Annotated in this window: 5 protein-coding genes and 2 pseudogenes; 1 reads left to right on the top strand and 6 read right to left on the bottom strand. The window is 40.8% G+C overall.

Annotation, left to right across the window (positions count from 1 at the left end):
* Positions 1–133 precede the first annotated feature (133 nt).
* The 6 genes and pseudogenes from rpmB to COV43_03945 form a co-directional block, all read right to left on the bottom strand.
* Complete coding sequence (rpmB, locus tag COV43_03970) at positions 134–412, bottom strand: 50S ribosomal protein L28 (protein ID PIR25774.1); 279 nt, start codon at positions 410–412, stop codon at positions 134–136.
* Positions 413–421: 9 nt separating this feature from the next.
* A complete protein-coding gene (gene rpmG, locus COV43_03965) occupies positions 422–595 on the bottom strand; it encodes a 50S ribosomal protein L33 (protein PIR25773.1) in 174 nt (57 codons plus the stop codon).
* A gap of 1 nt (position 596) precedes the next feature.
* The gene (gene rpsR / locus COV43_03960) at positions 597–827 is read right to left on the bottom strand and encodes a 30S ribosomal protein S18 (GenBank protein ID PIR25775.1); all 231 of its coding nucleotides are present in this window, start codon (positions 825–827) and stop codon (positions 597–599) included.
* Between the two features lie 569 nt (positions 828–1,396).
* A pseudogene (locus COV43_03955) lies at positions 1,397–1,905 on the bottom strand (DNA-binding protein).
* Positions 1,906–2,086: 181 nt separating this feature from the next.
* Entirely contained in the window at positions 2,087–2,722 is a 636-nt protein-coding gene (locus COV43_03950) for a hypothetical protein (GenBank protein PIR25772.1), read from the bottom strand.
* A 65-nt stretch (positions 2,723–2,787) separates the two neighbouring features.
* Positions 2,788–3,093: pseudogene (locus COV43_03945) on the bottom strand (phage antirepressor protein).
* Positions 3,094–3,337: 244 nt separating this feature from the next.
* Here COV43_03945 and COV43_03940 point away from each other — a divergent pair.
* On the top strand, positions 3,338–3,922 hold the full coding sequence (locus tag COV43_03940) for a hypothetical protein (protein PIR25771.1): 585 nt from the start codon (positions 3,338–3,340) through the stop codon (positions 3,920–3,922).
* Positions 3,923–3,989: the final 67 nt, after the last annotated feature.

Genomic DNA, 3,989 nt, shown 5'->3' with positions numbered 1-3,989 from the left:
CTGAGGTCTTCTTGAACCAAGTGTTGCACTTCGAATGTGAATCCACATCCCCGCGTTCGCGAGGATGACAAAGAGAATACAAAAAAAGCCTTGGAGAATATCCAAGGCTTTATTATTTTTTGTGAAAACTTTTTTAGCCGCGCAATGACTTTTGAATTTTGCGGCGAAGTCTCAACACGCGATCAGACATATCGGCTTCATTGCCCTTCAAGATAGCTTGAACAATGCCGCCATGCTTGTTGATGGTGCGAAGCGCGCGCGTGCAAAGATTGATGCTGATCATCTGGCCCAAAACATCAAACTTGCGACGTTTTATATTCGGCAATTGACGAATTTTTGATTTACGATTGGAATGACTTACTTTGTTTCCGGCAAGTCCATTTTTTCCACTTAATTCACAGAGTAAAGACATAAAAAACTCCTACTTCTCTTTTTTCTTTTTAGGTGATTTGGTTTCCACAAACATAACGTGTTTGCGTGCTTTTGGATCGTAACGTTTGATCTCAAGCTTTTCAGCGGCCGCGCGTTTGTTCTTACGTGTGGTGAAGAAAAAACCAGTGCCGGCTGTGGAACTCATATAAACGATTTCTGCCATTTTAGACCTCGCCTCTAGAAATGTGTTTCGTCGTAAACGGAAGGAACGCTAGAACGCGAGCTTGTTTCACGGCTGTGGTAAGCTGGCGCTGCTGAAACGTATTCAAACCGGTTACGCGGCGCGGAATAATTTTTCCATGCTCAGTAATATAAGATCTGAAACTTTCTGGTTCTTTGTAATCGAAACGAAGATCAACAGGAGGTTTTGCGCGTTTGCGTTGCTTACGGCGCATCATATCTTTTTTGCTTGGCTTCTTGCTGTTACTATCACGACTAAAACGTGCCATCATTTTTCCTTTCTCGAAAAAGAGGCGGATGAAGCGCTCTTTTGTGGGTTAGTATCGAGAGATCGGGCTTCTTTACATCTGGGAAATGAATTGTCAACAGGAAAGCATTTATGGGCGCGGAAAAGCGAGGCATGGGAATGGCGAAAAACAAGCAGAAAGGCGATTATTGGCTAACTTGTTGATTTATAACTGGTATTTCACCCCTCTTAGCTTAAGAGGGGCTGGGGGAGTTAAAATGTGCTTGCAGCAAATAAAAAAACGTAACCCCAGCTAGCCCCTCATTAAATTAAGGGGAGGAAAAAAACCGAGCAAATAAGGTCTGGACATCTTTTCAAGATACGATATACGAACGCGAATTACAAAAACTCGCTTTCCGCAAGGGGAGCGAGTTTTTTGGAGGGATGAGAGAGCGGTTGAATCTAGCAGTCTTGAAAACTGCCGTGCCGAAAGGTACCCTGGGTTCGAATCCCAGTCCCTCCGCAAATAAAAAAGCCAGGCTTGCCCTGGCTTTTTTTTTATTTTTCAACCGAAAAACCTATTGAAGGTTTCTTTTTTGATGGAGGCGGCGTCATTAATTCTCGAATTGCATCAAAAACAATTTTGAATTGCTGGTCGTATTTCTTTTCCATACTGTTAATTTTCCGCACAAGATCTTTGTGAGTTGAAATCATTTCTCGGAGTTTTACGAAGGTATCCATAATGGCAATATTCACCTGAATAGCACGCTTACTTTTGAGAACACTGGAAAGCATCGCAACACCTTGTTCCGTAAAAGCATATGGCGCTGTTCTACGACCACCCCAATTTGCCTCCTGTCGAATTAGCTTTAAAGATTCAAATTCATTTTTTGTAAGTTGAAACATGAAATGTTTCGGGAAACGTTCTCTGTTACGCTTAACTGCCTTATTGAGATTTTTTGTTTCAACTGCATAGAGTTGGCAAGATCTTCATCGAGAAGAACTTTATGACCTTGGACAAGTAAGATGTGTTTTTCGATTGTTTCTATTGGTATAAGTTGGCGCATTTTTCCCTCTTGCGGTTCCAAAATGGAACCTCAAGATTACAATTACTTGATATTCCAAATTGGAATATCAAGTATGCCAGCTATCTATTTGCATAGATTTGCACTCGTTCACTTGTCAAATAATTAAGCTTGAAATGTATCGAAACAAAAAATATATCAACTACAGATTGGTGAAGAAAAACTATTCTTTTTCAAAATGCTGATAATCTTTCAGTGAATTCCAATTTCCGCCCCAGATCCAATTTTTTTGGGTGAAAGCCTGATAGCTTGAGTCGTTTTTGAGGATCATGCCCTTTTGTTTTTGAGATCGGTCTCTGTATTTTTTTCCAGCTTTTGGAAGCACGAGGTTTCCTTTTACATAAGGGTTGGTGAGGGGGTTGATGTCAATGGCGCGGCCATAGCTGTGTTTGGAAAAAACATTTTGTTTTCCGGTAACAACTCGGCAATTAAAAGCTGAGGTGTTGTTTGCATTCATTGATTCTTCGTCATTCCCTTTGTACTCATCAACAAGTTTCATTTTTTCAATTTGAAAACCTTCACTGAAAAGCGTTTTGAAAATTTCAAGCGTTTCTTCCGCTACATCCTGATGCACAACGAGTTCCCCTTGGTGAATTTTATTGTCATAGCCCAAATGCGATAGCTGAAGAAGACGAAGCTGCTCAATTGAAATTGGACAACCTTCATGCCAGGAATATTTTTTCATCTTTTTCATTACTTTTTCAGGAAGAGGATGAATGATCTCAAATGTGGAAGCAAAAGCCGAAAAGGAAAAAGAAAGCAGAAGAATAAGAAAAAAATATTTTGCACTTTTCTGCATCTACGGAGTCATAAAATTGATATTTATCATTGTCGAGAGCTTTTTAGGAAATGGTTGAGCAGCCAAGGTTCAGCCTTTGGGGAAGGGATGGACTGGATGATGCGGAATACACCTTCGGTGTTGGCGCAATCTGTCTCACGCATTTTCCCGTCAGGAGCAAGCAATTTCAACCCGTGACAAAATGTCACGACTTCACTTCCTTCTTCTTTAAGCCTCTGTTTAAGCTTTCTCCAATAGGCTCCTGCATCAGGGCTATTTGTTAGAGCTTGGCAAACATCTACAACAGAGAACCACCACTCGTTTTCATAGATGGTTCTTCGTATTTGTTTTCCTCTAAAAATAGCTATCTTGTTTTCATGTTCTTTTTCCATTCGCTGACCAATAAAGTAGAACTCGTTCACTTAACAAGCATTTTTGGAAAAGAATGAAGCAGCCAAACTTGGAATGAAAATCGATCTTATTTGAAAACTGAATCCTGGTACTAACAACGTCCACGGCGGAGGCGTGAATATACTTCAATCTCTGCCCGCTGTTGCGTTAAAAACATGAAGTTGTACAATTAAAAGTTAAACTTTCAATTGACACAAGTGTTTATTTTTTGTAATAATTTCAAATATGTATAAACGGGACATTTCTCAGTATCTTCAAAATATTGGACCAAAATACCCTGTGCTTACGGTGATTGGGCCAAGGCAATCGGGCAAATCTACGCTTGTACGTGAGCTCTTCAAAGACTACCGCTATATTTCCCTTGAAACCCCCGACGACCGCCTCCTTGCCCAAGAAGATCCTCGAAAGTTTTTTGAAAGGTATTCCCATAAGCTTATTATTGACGAAGTTCAGCGTGTGCCTCAGCTCCTTTCATATATTCAAACTTTTGTGGATGAACCTGGTTTTTCAGGGCAATTTGTTCTCACCGGATCGCACCAACTTCTTTTGATGGAAAAAATTACGCAGTCTTTGGCGGGTCGAACCGTCATTGTCAAACTTCTCCCTTTTTCTTCCCATGAACTCAAACAAACTGGGGAATCTGAGCACGTAAGCCTCGATGAAGCAATGCACACAGGTGGTTATCCGCGCATTTTTGATAAACATTTACCAGCGCAGCAGTGGCTCGCGCAATACTACCAAACCTATGTGGAACGCGATGTGCGAGAATTAATTCAAATTGAGCAACTAGGGCGTGTTAACACTAATTGACAAAGAAGAGATAAAGTGAGATGTGGGAGGGATGGAACTTACAAAAGCTCAATATGAGCGTATTCGT

The organism is Deltaproteobacteria bacterium CG11_big_fil_rev_8_21_14_0_20_42_23 (assembly GCA_002796345.1).
Taxonomy (GTDB): domain Bacteria; phylum UBA10199; class UBA10199; order 2-02-FULL-44-16; family 2-02-FULL-44-16; genus 1-14-0-20-42-23.
The sequence above is the reverse complement of the archived record's forward strand: the minus strand, read 5'-3'. Positions and strand labels throughout refer to the sequence as shown.